This is a genomic window from Gordonia alkanivorans NBRC 16433, from assembly GCF_000225505.1.
GTDB classification, from domain to species: Bacteria; Actinomycetota; Actinomycetes; order Mycobacteriales; family Mycobacteriaceae; genus Gordonia; species Gordonia alkanivorans.
The window spans coordinates 1-16,354 of record NZ_BACI01000121.1 but is presented as its reverse complement, the minus strand read 5'-3'; the positions used below and the strand labels follow the sequence as shown (position 1 = coordinate 16,354).

Here is a 16,354-nt window from a genome sequence, read left to right as displayed (position 1 = left end):
CAAACGTGCCGACGTCGTTGTGTGCGGTGTTCATCCGAACACCGGCGAGGCCTCTTATGTCGTGGTCGAGCTAAAGCAGTGGACGACTGCGACTCGACTGGACGGTACGGAGGACGTCGTCCTCTACGACGACGACCGCGAACGTCTACACCCGGTGGAACAGGTCAGTCGCTACTGTTCTCACATCGCGGATTTTATTGCCGCCCTGGGCGGTAGTTCAGAGCAACTCGCGGGTGTCGCTTACCTGCACAATGCGACCGATGACGGTGTTCGATCGTTGTGGGGTTACCCCGAGTCTCAGACAGGCCGAATGTTCACGGGTCAGCGGCGCAGTGAGTTGATTGACTTCCTCCGCTCGCGCATTGCCGACAAGCCCGGTGCCGATGCGGCCGACCAGTTGATGGCGTCTGCGATTCGACCGAGTAAACAGTTGATGGCTCTGGCCGCCGACGAGGTGCAACGTCGAGAGCAGTTCGTACTTCTCGACGAACAGAAGATCGCTCATTCCCTCGTGATGCGTGCCGTTCAGGCGGCCGCCCGACAGAACACGAAAGAGGTGATCGTCGTCGTCGGCGGGCCCGGCTCGGGAAAGTCGGTCATCGCGTTGAGCTTGCTCGGCGAACTCGCACGTCAGGGCCGGACTGCAGTGCATGCCACTGGGTCGTCCGCCTTCACAAAGACTCTCCGCAAGGTCGCCGGTGCTCGAGCGCCGCGAGTCCAGAAGCTCTTCACCTACTACAACAACTTCATCAATTCGGAACCGAACGATTTGGAAGTCCTCATCTGCGACGAAGCGCACCGAATTCGCGAGACCTCGACCAACCGATTCACTCGCGCGATTAATCGCACTGGTCGCCCACAGGTCGAAGAGTTGATCGACGCGGCGCGCGTACCTGTGTTCCTGCTTGACGAGGATCAGATCGTGAAGCCGTCGGAGCGAGGCAGCGTCGACGAGATTCGAGGTGCGGCAGAACGAATGGGATGTACCACCAAGGTCATTCGATTGGATGGCCAGTTCCGGTGCGGTGGTAGTCAAGCGTACGACTACTGGGTTCAGCGGTTGCTTGAGCTCAAGCCGGGCGGACCAATCCGGTGGGAGGGGGACGAGGCCTTCGACGTGTCTGTCGATGAGGCGCCGTCCGTGGTTGAGATGCACCTTCAGCAGATGCTCGACGACGGCTATTCTGCTCGAATGGTCGCCGGCTACTGCTGGAAGTGGAGTGCACCCGAAAAGGGCGAACCACTCGCGGCCGACATCACGATTGGAGGTTGGCGGCGACCCTGGAACAATCCGAAGACCACCAGACATGAGGGTACACCCGGCCGGGAACTTTGGGCAACCGATCCCGCTGGTTTCGGTCAGATCGGTTGCGTCTATACCGCTCAAGGGTTTGAGTACGACTACGGCGCAGTCATTTTCGGACCAGATTTAGTCTGGCGGACGGATCGATGGGTAGCGCAGCCCGACCAGAGTTATGACAGGCAGGTCAAGACGGCCGACCGAGCTGCGTTCGACCGAGCCATCCGAAACACCTACAAGGTGCTTCTTACCCGCGGGATGCGCGGAATGCGGATTTACTCCGCGGACGCCGAGACACAGGACATGCTTCGTTCTCTGGTCGAAGGACCGCGAAGTTGACGCGGATTCTCACCACCTATTCGGGTATCGCGCCGGCGGTCCAGGAGAATCTTCGATTCGGAGTCCAGCATGGCCGCTGGGGACTTCGTCGGGAGCCACAGGGCTGGACAAAAGGAATGAGCTTCGATTGGCACGTCATCGGAGCTTGTGCCAGCGGTCTGCGGCGCGGCCCACGGTGCCAGCCTGAAGAGTGGGTGACGAGTGCGGTCGATGTGTACCTGTTCCGGGTGTTGTCTCCGCTGAGATGGGAGTCGAGCTGTTTCTGGCCTGACGAGACGGCCGAGTCAGAGTTGAAGTATCCCTACCGATTCGACACGGAGTTGATCGCGCACGCCATACAGGTGCCGACTGCGTACGGCGACCCGATGCCGAAGGAGATCTCGGACGGGATTCGTCGGGCATCGAATCCGAAAGCGGAGTCAGTGGTGTCCCTGGGCGATGCAAAGTGGTCCGAGCTTGTGGCGGCGATCAAGAAGCGCGGCCGACAATCCGTGTGATTTCGGTAGTGGCCGGGCGCAGTCGCTGCTGACGTCGGGAGGAAGTCATCACGAAGACTTACCGCCGGACGTGGGTGCTGATCACCGTCTCCGCCAGATCTGGGACAAATCTGTCCTCGCCAGTTGATGGTGCTTACCGTCTCGACAACATGTCGGACCCTACGTCGAGAGACATCGGTTAGAGCCACGGCGGCAGCGCGGCAGAGACGCGACCGAGAAAAGCGTGACACACCGATGTCAACCGATCGGACTATTTTTGGTGACTACGACCCTGATCGTCAGGTCTAGTTTCCGCCCTCGGGACAGTTAGTAACGTTAACTGTCGCGCTGGACAGCTATTGTGACTCTCGATTATGGAGAGCCGCGACGATGCGGCCTGAGTTAGTGGGTTGTGTAGTGGCCAGTCGAGAGAACGATGTCGATCTGAAAGATCGCGTTGGCAGATTGATGCAATTTCTCCGGGAGATGGTGAAAGCCCGGACACGACCGGTCCTCCGGGTAGAGGATCACGAGCGGATTCAGTGGCTTTTCCCTGGTAGTGCACCTTTCCAGGTGGACAACGCCGCGACCGCCGGCGACGTAGTTGTTCAAGCGGCGCGCGTGCACCTGGAGGAGCCGCCCGCGCTACCTCAGTCGCTCTTGCCGTGGCTAACCGCAACCGACGACGTCATGCGCAGCGACACTGCTGGACCGCAGTTTCGTGAACTCGAGCCGCTCGGATCTACGTCTGTACCTGAGGTCGAACGTGCTCGTGGGGAGTACCGCAGCTGGTATCAGGAGTGGACAGCATGGGCGCAGACGGATCGACAGCGTAGACCCCACTACGAGCTCTATCAGGTCCTCACAGAAGTACTGCACGAGCTCAACGCACGGCCCGAGTCGGTTGAGTTGGTTGTTGCGTCCGGACTGCTGACACTTCCGCCGAAGATGGCCGGCGGTTCGCGAGTTAATACGCATCTCGTGACGCAAGAGGCGACTGTCGAACGGGACGAGTCGACCGGTGACCTTCTGGTGAGACTCGTAGAACTGTCGTCCTGTCGATTAGAAGACAGCGAGCTTCTCACGGGACTTGAGATTTTTGACCAGTCCGGGAGTCGGACACTGCTCGCGCAACTCAAAGAGTCGGCGTCTCCGCTCGATCCCTCGATCCAGCTGTTCTTGAAGAGCTGGGCGGCTCGAGCGCTGGGTGTGGAGGTCTCGCTCACTGATGCGCTCGAACCGCCGACCACCACCTCTGCCGACGTGTCACTTGCACTCGCGCCGGCTTTGGTCCTGCGAAAGCGTGGTGCGTTCGCGCTGGTCGAGTACTACGACCAGATGATCCATCAAGCCGAACAGGTCTCAGCTAAGACTCCACTCGGCCTCGCCCAGCTCGTTACTGCCATCGAGGCGGAGGAGCGGGTCCAGTGGTTGGAGTCCACCGGTGCCACGGCGCCGCAGGAACTTGCCGAGGATCCGCTGTTTCCGCTGCCGGCGAATGCTGAGCAGTCGAAGATCATTGAGCGACTTGGCGGCGACAGCGGTGTCGTTGTAGAGGGGCCTCCTGGCACGGGCAAGACGCACACGATCGCGAACCTGATGTCGGCATTGCTGGCCAGAGGGCAGCGCGTGCTGGTCACCAGCGAGAAATCCCAAGCGCTGCAAGTTCTTCGGGACAAACTTCCGGAAGACATGCAAGAGCTTTGTGTCTCGATCACCGATTTGTCACGCGGCGGTTCGCAGGAGCTGAACCGCAGCGTCGCCACAATCGCTGAGCGAAAGACGTCTTTCTTCCCTGAAGCGTCCGACCGCACGATCGCGGACCTAACCGACAAGCGTGAGCAAGCCCGCGCACGGCGTTCGACGACCCTCGAATCGATCCGAGCTCTGCGCGAAGCCGAGACGTTTCAGCATCCCGAAGTAGCTCCGGGATATAGCGGAACGCTGGCCGCCATCGTCCGTCTGTTGGAGGAGAAGCGTGAACGACTGTCCTGGTTGCCGGGTCCGCTGTATGCGTCCGAACCGCCACTGACTCCACCGGAGTTCAGGGAGTTCGTCCGACTCCTTACCCTTCAAACACCAGGTCACGCAGCTCGGGCTGATCAAGTCTTGCCGCCTCTGGAAGGCCTGCTCCCCAGCGCAGACCGGATGGCGCATCTGTTCGAGGCTGTCCACCGCCCGCCGGTTGAGCTTCCGTCCCAGACCCGTGAGCTCGTTGAGATTATCGAGAGTGTCGACAACGACACTGCGCAGCAGGTTCTTACGCAATGCGACGCGCTTAGGGACGCAGCTGCCACCGCCCGCGGGTTGTCACCGGAGAAGCAACAACTCGCCAACCGAGTCCTCTCAGGTGCGGTCGATCATCTATGGGCGCGCGTCCAAGACCTGGACCTCTTCGTACAGGAAGCGAGTCGGTGCGACCAGATGGTTCGCAGCGCTGTGGTTGAAGCACCTGCTGTGACCCGCGGGGCACTCCGAACTGTGGAAACGTGGCTCGCCCGACTGCAGGCTGGTGCTGAGTGGAAGGGGCGGTTCCGCCGATCTGCAGAGCAGAAGGCGTACGACGAGCTCAACCTCAATCTCACCGTCGACGGTGACCCGGTGCAGCGTCTCGAAGAGCTCGAAATCGCTGTCGCGCACCTCAAAGCGCTCGACGCAGTCGAATCTGCACGGCAGACATTTGCCGACCTCGGGCTGGATCTTGGCAGCGCGCCGGCGCGTTCGGCACAGGTGAACGATCTCGTCATTGCTCGACGAGATCTGTCGACGATTGAGCGATTGGTGGCGACTAGCCGCGACCTCAAAGACAATCTGTATCGCAGCACTCGTCGCCAGGTCGTCGTCCGCAGTATCGATGAGGTCGAGAGCTTCTCTCAAGCAGCGTCAGCCATCACGCTTGAACTCCAGCGGCGCTCCGCGCGGCACGAACTGACGGTGATCACCGACGAGCTCCGCAACGCCTTCGGACCAGCGCCGGCGACCGAAGCTAACGATTTGGTGCAGAGCATTCAGGACGCGTCTCGACAGGGTTTCGATAACGCGGTTGGGGCGTATCTGCATGCGCAGCAACAGCAACGTGAGTATCGGGATTGCCAGGCAATTGTGCAGCGTGTGCGCTCAGCCTCACCCGCGCTAGTTTCCGAACTCGCCGCGAACCCGTCCGACCCCGATCTGCTGACTCGTCTCGACTCAATTCACGACGCGTGGCACTGGCGACGTGCACACGACTGGGTTGAACAACAACGGACCCCCGGACGCGAAGCACAGCTCAGCAGTGAACTTGACGCGGTCACCGCTGACATCAGCTCTCTGACATCCAAATTGGCAGCTGAACGCGCATGGAAGAGCTGTCTGGAGCGCATGAGTGCCAGCGAAGTCACTGCACTGCAGTCCTATCGCGACCACATTCGCAGCATTGGCAAGGGAACCGGCAAGCACGCTGAGCGGTTTCGACAAGCAGCCCGGACCGCGATGCGGGAGGCCCAGAGTGCGGTGCCGGCGTGGGTCATGCCCACGCAGCAGGTGCTCGCGTCAATCCCGCCGCAGCCCGGTGCGTTCGATGTCGTCATCGTCGACGAAGCCAGCCAGGTCGACATCACGAACCTGTATTTGCTCTGGCTAGCGCCGCGCGTCATCGTCGTGGGCGACGACAAGCAGTGCACACCAAGCGAAGTAGCTCTGGGTGGTCTCGACGACGTATTCACCCGCCTCGACAACTATCTCGGTGATCTACCGGACCACGTCCGGAATACGTTCACTCCGCGGTCGAGCCTGTTCTCCCTCTTGCGATCGAGATTTGGTCAAGTTGTCCGGCTGCGTGAGCACTTCAGGTCGATGCCGGAGATCATCAGCTGGTCGAGCAATCAGTTCTATCGTGACGCTCCGCTGGTGCCGGTCCGTCAGTTCGGTTCCGATCGGTTACCGCCGCTCAGAAGTACTTACGTCACCGGCGCAACCGTCACCGGAAAGAACGCGACACTCGCCAACAAGGCGGAGGCCGTGGCAATCGCAGACCAAGTGCGCGCATGCCTTGACGACCCGCAGTACGAAGGCAAGACGATGGGAGTCGTTGTCCTACAGGGTCAGGGCCAAGTCACCGCGATCCAGAATGCGCTCCGAGGAAACATCTCGGAGGACGAGTGGGATGAGCGGCGGTTCCGGGTTGGGACTCCGCCTGACTTCCAGGGAGACGAGCGGGACGTCATCTTCCTGTCGTTGGTCGTGGCACCCGACCAGAACTTCCAGTCTCTGACGCGCACAGAGTTCGAGCAGCGCTTCAACGTCGGCGCCTCCCGCGCGAAGGACCAGATGTGGCTATTCCACTCAGTAACCCTGGACCGACTGCGCACCGGTGACCTACGCAAGTCGCTCCTGGAACACATGACCTCCCGGACCGTCGCCACCACCGAGCCGGTCCCCGAGAACGTGCCGAACGACGTGCGAGATCCGCGTTTTGACAGTCTCTTTGAACAGCGAGTGTTCAACGAAATCGTTGCGCGGGGCTACCACGTCAATCCGCAGATCCCGGTGAACAACCGTCGAATCGACCTCGTTGTGACCGGCAGTGCGTCGCGCTTGGCAGTCGAGTGTGACGGGGACGCGTTCCACACGACACCCGAACAGCTGCGGGAAGATCTCGAGCGTGAGATCGAGCTTCGACGTTGCGGCTGGACTTTCTGGCGAGTGCGGGAATCCGAGTTCTACGCCGGTCGCGTCGAAGCAATGTCCTCCCTATGGGCCGAACTCGACAGACTGGGAATCGAGCCCGGCCTACAGCTTTCGAACGATCCCTCGACGGTCTCGACTGTCGTCGTCGTCGGCGGCGGCGCCAATGGGCTAGACAGTCCCACGGATGATGGACCGCCGGTGCCTGCCATTGAGAACCGCGGTGATGAGCCGGATGACGGGGCACTATCCGACACCACCCCCGTCGAAACAATCGTAAAAAAGACGTCGCCGCCGATTGAGCAGAACTCTGCGTTGACAACCGTCGAAGAGAGGTTGCCGTCCGAGACTGACTACGTTCGGATCTCGGACGAAAGTCTCCGGGACGCGATTGTTGCCGGTGCGCCACACTATCGATCGATGAAATCGAGGGAACTCGCGGCACAGTTCCAGGTTCCTGAACCGCAGGTTGAACGGGTACTACGCGACCTTTTCGCCGAGAGCGCTAAACGCCGGCACGATGAGTCCGACTACAAGCCGGGCGTGAACGCTCGAGACGACTTGTTGCGTCGCGATGCACCCGAGACCGAGACCGACACCGAGAGCCCGACGCCCGCAACTCCCCCCGCGCAAGGGACACTTCGGAATGTGTTGGTGGCGGCCGCGTGGCCGAGCGTTCCACTGACGATCGACCGCGCGTGCCACATCTCGAAACTCGACGAGAGCGCTACGCGAGACGTGCTCGACGCGTTGGTTGAGGACGGTCAGCTAGATGAGATGACCAAAGCCGGCACGATGCTGTGGGTCCGCTCGCGGGGGGCGAAAGCTTGAAACCGCTGCGCGCCTGGCAAAAAGAGGCGCTCGCCGAATGGCGCAAGCATGGGCGACGAGCAGTCATCGAAGCTGTTACCGGGTCAGGAAAGACTGAAGTCGGAATCGCCGCCACCCTCGAGGCGGTGGCCGACGGTCGCCGGGTCCTCGTCGTCGTACCGTCGCGAGATCTGCTCCGCCAGTGGCATGAACGCCTCGTGGCGGCAAGTGGCGCGTTGCGGGTTGGGCGACGCGGCGATGCCAATCAGGACTCGTTTCGTCAATTCGATGTGATCGTGTCCACCGTGCAGTCGGCCGTAATGCCTGCTGCCGAAAAGCCGCCGGCGGGGTCGCTTATCGTCGCCGACGAGGTACACCGTTACGCCGCGGACTCTTTCGCGAAAGTCCTCTCGACGAGTTCGTTCGATCATCGCCTTGGTTTGACTGCCACGTTGGAACGCTCGGACGACGGCATCGACCGAGTGTTGCTGCCGTTCTTTGAGAACGTAATCTCCGGTTGTACCTACCAGCGCGGGTACAAGGACGGCATCCTCGCACCAGTAAACGTGGCCCTCGTGCCCGTACCGTTCTCGCCAGGTGAGAGGGCACGCTACGACAACCTCGACGAGATTGCCCGCGGTGAGCGAACCAACCTGATCGGCAAATTCGGCTGCCGCGCAGAGCCGTTCGGATCGTTTCTGCAGGACGTTCAATTGCTGGCGAAGGACGACTTCAGCGGCGACGCCTCCGTCAGATCCGCTCGGCGATACCTCAAAGCATTTTCCGACCGCCGTGACCTTCTCGCCTCGATCTCCGGCAAAGAGGAGGCACTCGCCGAGATCGCGCCTGTACTCGAACGGTCGAGTCGGGCGCTAGTTTTCGCTGAGACCATGTCGGCCTCCGCTTCTGCAGCCGAAACTCTCCTACAAGTTGGAATCGCAGCGGCGCCATACACGAGCGACCTCACCCGGAATGAGCGAATCGCGCTCCTTCGTCGCTTCAAGCACGGAAGCCTCACGGCTTTGGCCGCCCCCCGTGTTCTCGACGAAGGTATCGACGTTCCTGAAGCGGACGTTGCGATCGTCCTCGCTGCGAGTCGCACTCGGCGTCAGATGATCCAACGAATGGGTCGAGTGCTCCGACCAAAGGCCGACGGACGCGCCGCGGTGTTCGTCATTCTCTACGCCGAAGGCAGCTCTGAAGACCCGGAGAACGGTGCGCACGGGACCTTCCTCGAGCAGCTCACCGAGATCGCGCAAAACCTCGAAACTGTGGAGGTCCACAGCGTCCCAGCAGTAGTGAAGGAGTGGCTACCCGAAGTGAAAGACCACGAGGGCCAGGCGCTCACCGAGAACGACCGAGAACTCGCTGAGACTGCAACGGCCACGGTTGCGCAGAGCGCAGCCATCATTCAGCGAGCTAGTGCGCACATTCGAAGTGTCGTCGCGAGTGCGGTGCGGTTCAAACGATGTGAAAGCGTCGACGAGATCCTGCGGGCGATCGTCGATCTGGGCCCTGATGAAGCTGAGATTCTGATTCGGCGGTTCGGTCTCGATGGGGAGGAGCCACTCGACAACAGCAGCATCGCGGCTCATCTCGACCGAACCTACGACGAGGTTGTGCAGCTAGGCGACGACGCGCTGGGGAGGATCCAGCTACCTGGGGTCTCATCCAGGGTGTCGGATGACGGCTCGGCAGCCACCCGCGCGGAGCATATAGAGGGGCAAAACCAAACATCAGTCAGGGAACCTGAACTAGGCCAGAGGCATGATCCACCACTAGTCGAACATCCGAGCCACCGCGCAGGTGACAACTCAGCGCACGTCGACGTTAAAAAGGGACCGCAGAAGCCGTTCGGCACTCGAAGAATTCAGCTTCCAACCAAGACGTCCGACCGCCCCCGAAACCGGGGAACAGGCAACAGGGTTGCCATCTACATGGAGTGCGAGGGCGGGTTCGTCCCTGGGGCAGTGCTCGACACCAGCGACTGGAGCGTCGTTCTGGACTACGCGATTGTCGGCCGCCGCAAGTTCGAGGGCCCCGATGAGGCAGCTCTCGCGCAACTCCGCTTCTATGGGGATTCCGAGCGATCGACCGTCGACGGTTGGTCGCTGTGGAAGGTGAAGAAGTCCGGTCAGCCGATCGCGAGCCTCAGGACGATGCCCACAGAAGTTCAGGCGTAAGCCAGCGGAAGGTCACTGCCGACCTTGTCGACGGTGACCTTCCGTGTATGCGGTTATACCGCGTAGGGGCTAGGCGTTACGCGCGGTTGTGTTCATCGAAGTTCAGACGCCGTCGAAGTTCTCCGGACAGCGGCGTGAGCAGCCGATACTTGACTGTCATCGGCTGCGAACCCTCGTGCCCCAGTGGAATTACGCGACCAAGGTATGTGAACGGGTCGCTCGGCTTGCGACGCATCCACAGCTCGATAGATTTTCCGGTGGCTGGAGCCTCAAGAATTTCTCGGCCCTTCTTACCTTCGGGTTTGGTCGAGTTCTGCGAACTCCATACGAACAGATCCGGACCTTCGAAGTGCTCGACGTATTGGATGCTGTCCGAACGCTTCTCAAGGGTCACGAACAGAACGGCGTGTCGCGCGAGCGATACATGTCCGGACCGCCAGTTGCCGGGATTGTAGGTTTCCCCGTAGAGCTCCGGTACGTCAAAGCTCTTGAGTTGGTCGCCGATTCGATCTGCTAGAGGATTGATGTCACTCTCGGATAGTTCGGTCACGAGACGTGCCGCTTGCAGTACGTCTGCTCCGGTGGTGATGTGTCTCGATCCGTCCGCCGACTCCAGCACGAGGTTGCTGTCGATCTTCCTGACCGTCGCCAGCTGCCGTTTCGACTGACCTCCATGTTCAACCTCGGCGAGTATCGTTTCGCCGATGAGTTCCGTCGGAGACGCGGCCGACCCCCACTCGAACAGAAGTGGTTCGCCAGCGAGAACTCCGCCGCTCGGATCTAGCGCTCCCGCATCAGCAAAGCAGACGAACTGGTTGCCTGACGAGAGGTCGATATCCGTGCGCTCGCGCACAGCGATGCTGGAGCGGATTGTGCCTTGTGACCCCGAAGCCGGGCCAGCTCCGATCGCGGTAGTAAAGCTGCCGAACAACGGAAGCTCCACGCGGCCACCGTCATCAGCACGATTTTCCCGGAGCGTGAGCTGACCGTCCTCTTGTACAAGTTCGACTGTATGTACGTGCCCGGGGTACCCGGCGGTCGGGCCGAACCAACGTTTGAGCAATCGGGGTGCGAAATCTTCGTTTCCGCCTGCGCGGATGGCGTCGATTGCGACAGAGGAGAAGACGGCTTCATAGGTGGCACCCTCGGCCACCAACTTCTCCTCGCCGACCGGAAGGTCGGCGTACTGCCGTCGATCAAGTAGTACCGACGGGAGGCCGTCGACGAGTGCCACCCGACAGGGCCATCGGCGTTTGGTACCTGCGTCCTGCTTAAGGAGATACTTGGCGAGGCGATACTCGATGAGTTCGGCCGCCATACTCTCGAAGACGTCCCGGTGATCGGGTGCGATGTTGAAGTTCGGGATTAAGCGTTCCGCGTCCAGACGGAACAAGTGGTCCCGGCGCGACGACGAGCCGTCCGCGCCGGTCAACCGAGAAAGCGGCCAGCTGAGCCAGTACGACCTCCACTTCTGCTCGGGTGCGTGCTGAAGGTCGGGGAACTGGGACTGAGGCACTTCGCGTGCGAGACGTGGGTCCGCTAACAGCAGCTGCCGTGATGTCGACGCATTGTTCGCCACTGAGTCCCCAGTACAGAATCGCCCGTCGTGCAACAGCGCCCGCATCGCGATCAGCTTGTAGCACTTCGTGATGTCCTCGACCTGGATTGCTCGGAGCACGTCGGCGTGGGAAGAGTAGACGGCTTCCTGTCGGGGGCCGAGGAGTCCCAACGTATCCAAGAAGCCAAACCAGCCACCGTGCCTTGATGAGACGGTCGCTGGGTCGTGTCCTGCTCGGAATGTCTGTGCCGCTGTCGGTCGAAGTCCTTCATCCTCCTGATACGAACGGCAGTATTCTTCGACAGCGTCGGATGCTGTCGTGCGGGTCAATGACTTAAGCATGTCGACCACGACGAGCTCATAGTCAACTGAACAACCAGGAGGGAGGTCGAAGTCGCCGTTCTCCATGGCTTGGAGGACCTGCAGCGTCGTCGGCGCGGTGCGTTTCGCGAGAGAAAGGATGGTTCTTGGTTTCAACAGGAACGAACGATGGTTGCCGATGAAGTCGATGACAGTCAGCGCGTCCTTGCCCTCCGAGATTCGGAGTCCACGTCCAAGTTGCTGCAGGAAGATGATGGATGACTCTGTCGGGCGAAGCATCAGGACGGTGTCGATGGTAGGCACGTCCAGGCCCTCGTTGAAAAGGTCAACTGCGAACACGACTTCGAGCTCACCGTCCCGCAGAGCGTCGATCGTCTCGTTACGGGGCGCGCTGGAGGGACCACTGTGAACGGATGCACAGCGGACACCACGATCAGCAAAGAAGTCAGCCATGAAGTCGGCGTGATGCTTCGACGCACAGAATGCGAGCGTGCGCTGCCCCTTCCGTGATCGCCACTCGTCGAGCGCTGCTTGAGCGCGATCCTGGGTAGCAAATGCCGCTTCAAGCGCCTCGGGGTCGAACCGTCCGTTGCGCCATGGGATTGGCTCGAAATCCACCGGGTCCGGGACTCCCCAGTAATGGAAGGGGACTAGCTCGAACCTTCGAATTCCGTCTACGAGGTCGCAGTCGTACACGTGGTTATCTGCGCACAGCGCCAATAGGTCTGCGCCGTCCATCCGGTCGGGCGTGGCGGTGAGACCTAGCAGAAACTGGGGGGTGAAGTGGTCAAGCACGGCACGGTAGGTAGTGGCTGCCGCATGGTGGAACTCATCGACGACGATGTAGTCGAATTCCTCTGAGTCGAACAGCGCGAGATTGCGCGACAGAGTCTGTACCGAGGCGAAAACGACGTCAGCCCGATAGTCGTCGTGTCCACTGAAATACAGTCCCATGCTGGCCGTAGGCATCAGGCGTCTGAACACGTCCCGACTTTGGATGAGGATCTCCTCGCGGTGCGCGAGGAACAGCACCCTTGGTGCGCCGAAGCGGGCAACATCAAAGGCGGCGAGCCAGGTCTTCCCCAACCCCGTAGCGAGGGTGACCATTCCGGCCCTAAACCCTTCGTCGCGGGTACGCGCGAGTGCTTCTAGGGCTTCTAGTTGAATCGGTCGGGGAGACGGCACCGGTTCCGGTGAATCTACAACTTCGATGACGGCCGGAACGTGCTGTGGCGCAGGTCGGTAGTCGGCGATCAACTGATTCGTCAGCGGGATACTGCGGTGATCCGACCATAGGTCCTCGAAGCCGCGCTTGAGATCCTCGATTGACCCGACGTGCAGGCTCCACTCGATCCCGCCGCTAAGGCCGGAGCGACTCAAATTGCTGCTCCCCACAAATGCTGCCTCGCCACCGCCTGCAGCGGACGAGTAGAAGAGATACGCCTTCGGGTGGAAGCTCGTTTCACTATCTTGAAAGACTTTGACCGCCAGCTGGCCTGGGTAGTCATCGGCCAGGTCATGCAGCCTGGCCAAGGCGAGAGGCTCGGTGAGGCCTAAGTAGTCGGTCGTCAGAATTCGGACAACCGCGCTCCGGTCCAACGCATCACCGAGTGCACCAGTGAGTAGACCAAGCCCAGACATCTTAATGAAGCTGACCACGATGTCGATGCGGTCCAGGGAGGAGTTGCGGAGGTGGGCGACTAACTCCGGAAGAAGGTATTTGGCCCGACCATCGATCAGGACGGGCGAGGCCGGTACGAGGCCACCATCCGGTGGCTCAGTCGGCGCCAAGTAGTTGCCCCGTTCCGGGATGACGTGCCGAACGCCTCCCCGCGGGTCTGGAACGTCGCCTTGTCGCCGAGGGATGACATGGATATGGAGGTGCTTGATCGTTTGGCCGGCGGCACGCCCGGCGTTGAAACCCACGTTAAAGCCGTCGACGGGACCGTGCTGCGCCAGGATCACGTCCCGCACTTCGTCGACCAGTCCGAACAGGTCTGCTTTCTCCTCGGCTGTCGCGACCCACCAGTCCTCGATCTCTCGGCGCGAGATCACAAGGGCGTGGCCCGGACTGACCGGGTACGCATCCCAGATCGCGAACGCCGATCGGTTTGAAGCGATCCACTCGCTCCGAGGGATATCTACAAATGGGGACTCAGGTGGGTTCATTCAGGCACTCCGGAATTCTTCTGCAAAACTCTCGACAAACACGTCAGGTGACTACGCGGGGTCGACACGTCGATTCGTATAGCTCCATTGACATCGAGTGAACCAGAACGCGCGCCACCACTCAGATGGAGGGGCCGCGCCACGATTCCAATCGGGAAATGGCATTACCCGTTGGGTCGGAGACGTTGCGCAACATCGCCAATCGCGTCTTCGAACCGTTCCCTGCCACCGGCGGTGTTCAATCCACGCATGGAACAGTGCGGGATATTGCCGCCCGGTACGTACACGCCGGGTCGGTTGACTCCTGCTCGTGTCCATCCGTCCCGGGCTGCCGCGCCGAGTAGCAGCACGATTTCGAGGTTGGGTAGCAGGTCGACGACTTCACGTGTCCAGCGAACGGCACGCACACGTTCACTCGGGGTGGATCCGCCGTTCTTCTCGCCGGCAACAGGGAACGGAACAACATTCCAATGCACGACGTCAGCCCACGCAACGCCGTGTCGCGCGTACGCTTCTCGGCAGTTTCGCGCAGTGCGGTCGTTGTTGTCCAAGCTGAGAAGTCCAGAGCCGGTTCCGGCTTCGGCCTTCGTGGACGGGTTGTCGAGCAACACCAGCATCCGTGCTCGAATGCCACCGGCGTCCGGGTCGACGTACGGAACATGACCGTGGGGGAGTCCTTCAGCGTCGGCGATACGGTTCGCCAACTCGTTGAGCGGTGCGACGTGCGGCTCCCAGATTCGAGCCAGCTTGGCTCGCACGACCTTGGGGTCTGCGTTACGTCCGTTGAATGCCATAGTGTTTCGCGCTCACTGCGGTGCGTCGACAGATCACGAGGCGATCGCCGGGAAGACGACGACCGAGCCGTCCTTCTCTTGAAGGATCTCGATGGTCACCTCCGATTGGCGGGCGCTGAGCTGGACCGACTGGCCGAGATCGCGCAGCCGACGGGTCGTTTCCAGCAACTTGTCGACCTCGCCGGAGGAGAACACCACGTCCCGGATGCCGTGCGAGCGGTCCAGTTGCAGTGCCGACAAACGGAGTATCACAGCTTCAAGGCGCTGTTCGAGTGAGTCGACATCCCGCTTCTCGGCCTGCAACGTCGCGACGAACCGTTCAAACGGGTTGCCTTCGGAAAGCTGAGCGTGCTCGACGGCCTGCAGGATCATGACACGTTGCTTCATCGCAATGGCGAGCTGGGCGAGCTCGACGTGGACGTAGAACTCACCGTCGGCCTTCTCAATCGTTGGAATGAGCTTGGCAAGCTGAGTGAGTTCGACCTTGTCACCACTCAGGTTGCTGAGTTCCTTCTCCCACTTGGCAATCCGCGACTTTGCGCGCGAAAGTGCTTCTTCGATGGCGAACACCGTCGAGTCGAGTCCCAGGCTGGCGCCGATGCGTCCCTCGTCGAGAAGAACCGACGTCGCTTTGACGATCGCGCCGCGGCATGCCTCCAAGCTGTGCTGCTCTGCCTCGAGGTTATGGGCGATGAGTTTCTCGAGGAGTTCGGTGATCCGTTCCATGGTCTTCTGTCGCTGATGGTCGGCGTAGGCGCTGACGCCGACCGCGACAGCCATGAGAACGAGCGGCGCGGCGAGAGTCAGCGCGCCGGCACCAGCCACGGCTGCGCCCGCCGTCGTAGCGGAACCGGTAGCTGCTCCGGCAGCGGCTGCCTTGCCGGCGCTCACCGGAACGAAGGACGCCTGCGCGGCTATCTTGGACCCGTCTGACAGCGCACTGTGGATGCCATTTGCGGTATTAGACGACGCCATCGGTTTCACGATTCCGGAAGCGAACTGCGACGCGAATTTCGGGGGTACGACCATCTTGTACAGCGTCTCGCCGCCGTCCGGGACGACATTGGGGGTCTTCTTCACGAGCTCGGACAGCTGCGTGGCCAGTGGACTGACGCCATGCAGGTGAATGCCCTTCGACCTGTCGAGTGCCTTGGGCACATCGTGCGCCTCGAGAGTGGTGAGTGGGATGTCACTGAGTGCTGCGAGAGCGGTTCGAAGACTATCTAGTCGTTCGGGAGTGAGCGCGTTCTCGCCGATCACGGCGGGCACGTCCGCGCGATCCGTCGCGATCGTCCACACCGGCACCGTCGTAGGGTTCTTCGACAACCCGCCACCTCCGCCTTCTGCTACAGAATGAACCGAATGTAGCGGATACGGCTGACACCCGTTCCGTTCGTCCGATCAGTCGACACCAGTACCCGGAGCGCACGATTTGCGTTGGTGGTCGGGTCATTCGACCCACACCGCCATGAGTCAGACTGAATCACCCCAGCTTTGATGCCGCTTCCTTCTGAGTCAGGAAGGATGAGCATATGCCTAAGAAAATCGATCCGGAGGTCCGTTCGAGGGCCTTACGGTTGCTGGAGGCGCACGGCGGGGAGTACACGTCGTTGACTGCCGCGGCAGAGGCGATCGCCAAGCAGGTCGGCGTCGGCGGGGAGACGGTACGTCGGTGGGCAGTGCAGGCACAGGTCGATGCCGGCGCCCGCGCGGGGACCACCTCGAAGGAGTCCGCCGAG

At 61.1% G+C, this 16,354-nt stretch carries 7 protein-coding genes and 1 pseudogene; 5 read left to right on the top strand and 3 right to left on the bottom strand.

Annotated elements, in window-relative coordinates; genetic code table 11:
* From GOALK_RS22785 to GOALK_RS22770, 4 genes are all read left to right on the top strand, one after another.
* The coding region (locus GOALK_RS22785; RefSeq protein ID WP_040004461.1) for a DUF2075 domain-containing protein at positions 1-1,639 on the top strand (1,639 nt) is incomplete at its 5' end.
* The gene (locus tag GOALK_RS22780; protein WP_006361207.1) at positions 1,636-2,136 is read left to right on the top strand and encodes a hypothetical protein; all 501 of its coding nucleotides are present in this window, start codon (positions 1,636-1,638) and stop codon (positions 2,134-2,136) included. The genes GOALK_RS22785 and GOALK_RS22780, both read left to right, overlap by 4 nt.
* Before the next feature lie 396 nt (positions 2,137-2,532).
* Positions 2,533-7,611 carry a PDDEXK-like endonuclease domain-containing protein gene (locus tag GOALK_RS22775; protein WP_232283214.1) on the top strand — a complete coding sequence of 1,693 codons (5,079 nt, stop codon included), beginning with the start codon at positions 2,533-2,535 and terminating at the stop codon, positions 7,609-7,611.
* A complete protein-coding gene (locus GOALK_RS22770) occupies positions 7,581-9,773 on the top strand; it encodes a DEAD/DEAH box helicase (protein ID WP_006361205.1) in 2,193 nt (730 codons plus the stop codon). The genes GOALK_RS22775 and GOALK_RS22770 overlap by 31 nt, the downstream gene beginning before the upstream one ends.
* Positions 9,774-9,849: 76 nt before the next feature.
* On the opposite strand, the gene GOALK_RS22765 is transcribed toward GOALK_RS22770, so the two are convergent.
* The 3 genes from GOALK_RS22765 to GOALK_RS22755 form a co-directional block, all read right to left on the bottom strand.
* Complete coding sequence (locus GOALK_RS22765; protein ID WP_006361204.1) at positions 9,850-13,821, bottom strand: DUF3427 domain-containing protein; 3,972 nt, start codon at positions 13,819-13,821, stop codon at positions 9,850-9,852.
* A gap of 164 nt (positions 13,822-13,985) precedes the next feature.
* On the bottom strand, positions 13,986-14,615 hold the full coding sequence (locus GOALK_RS24455) for a uracil-DNA glycosylase (protein ID WP_006361203.1): 630 nt from the start codon (positions 14,613-14,615) through the stop codon (positions 13,986-13,988).
* Positions 14,616-14,648: 33 nt separating this feature from the next.
* Complete coding sequence (locus tag GOALK_RS22755) at positions 14,649-15,941, bottom strand: hypothetical protein (protein WP_006361202.1); 1,293 nt, start codon at positions 15,939-15,941, stop codon at positions 14,649-14,651.
* A gap of 206 nt (positions 15,942-16,147) precedes the next feature.
* On the opposite strand from GOALK_RS22755, the pseudogene GOALK_RS22750 reads away from it, so the two are divergent.
* Positions 16,148-16,354, top strand: a pseudogene (locus GOALK_RS22750) (IS3-like element ISPfr13 family transposase); the annotation flags it as partial.

Coding starts and splice junctions, on each gene's coding strand:
- GOALK_RS22765 (WP_006361204.1), bottom strand. CDS start 13,821: ATGAACCCACCTGAGTCCCCATTTGTAGATATCCCTCGGAGCGAGTGG.
- GOALK_RS24455 (WP_006361203.1), bottom strand. CDS start 14,615: ATGGCATTCAACGGACGTAACGCAGACCCCAAGGTCGTGCGAGCCAAG.